We start from the raw sequence: 1,017 nt of genomic DNA, 5'->3' as shown, positions 1-1,017 counted from the left end.
CGCCGAGAAGCAAGCTGAGCTGGATCGCCAGAAGCGCGACGCGCTCATCCAAGCTGACATGCAGGCGAAAGCCGACAAGAGCTTGTCCGAGGTCAGCTCCCGCAAAGATCAACTCGAACAGATGGTCAAGGACTATGAGGACCAACAGCTTCTACAGGCCGCGACGGGCAAGCCTGCCTGTCCTCCTGAGTACACTGACGACTCTGACGCTCGGTGGCTGCGTGACATCGAGCGACACAAGGACGCTAAGTCCAAAGCAGGCAGTCGACCTGCCCTCCGAATGCGAACGATTGATCGTTGACGTTCCGATCCCTGGTGTCGTCGACGCACACGGCAAGCCGATCATGAGGCGCGTCGTTCTGAGGCGAACTCAAGCCGCGATGGTCGAGCAGCACGAATACAACGCTGCGGCCCGTGAGTGCTTCGCCGATCAGCGTAACGCCTATCAGTCGAAACCTTACAGTCCCGAACCCATGAGGACCACCCCCTTTGACCGTTAACCTGAAACGGCGGAACGAGATTTTCGCCAAGTACGTCGAGCTGAAGGACTTGCAGGCAACAGCCGACGCGATGGGTCTGACGCGCGATCACGTCCGCAGGGGGCGCGGGGGGGGGGTCCCCGCTGGGAACCCCCGCCCCTCGATCCTGGGTTTATCGTTGGAGCCGGTCGAGCCGATATGCAAGCCCTGGGTCTTCCAGCAAGGCGAGCGTGGCCGACAGGCTGCCATCCTGCATCTGTCCGACACCCATGACGGCGAGGTCGTGAACCTCGAAGAGATGATGGGCGTCAACATGTTCGACCGTGACATCGCGCGGAAGCGCTTCGGCCGGTTGTTCGAGACGGCCTCGATCCTGACGACCTCATCCTGGCCGCGCTCAGACGGAGCGCCTTTCAGAATCTATCTGTTGCTCGGCGGCGATCTCATCAGCGGCCACGGTCTGCATCCCGAGCTGGCGGAGACCGACTACGGCACCGCGTACGAACAGCCTGTGTCGCTCACGGTCTGTCTCTTATAC

The 1,017-nt window shown here is 61.4% G+C and carries 2 protein-coding genes; both read left to right on the top strand.

Features of this window, described 5'->3' with window-relative positions; genetic code table 11:
- Positions 1-301 (top strand): hypothetical protein (locus OO70_RS55190; RefSeq protein ID WP_158711689.1); only part of this gene is annotated, 301 nt, incomplete at its 5' end.
- Positions 302-489: 188 nt separating this feature from the next.
- The coding region (locus OO70_RS50535; protein WP_043688326.1) for a hypothetical protein at positions 490-1,017 on the top strand (528 nt) is incomplete at its 3' end.

The organism is Streptomyces xylophagus, assembly GCF_000716435.1.
Lineage (GTDB): Bacteria > Actinomycetota > Actinomycetes > Streptomycetales > Streptomycetaceae > Streptomyces > Streptomyces xylophagus.
Note: the sequence above shows the minus strand (reverse complement) of the source record. Positions and strands in the feature narration are given on the sequence as shown.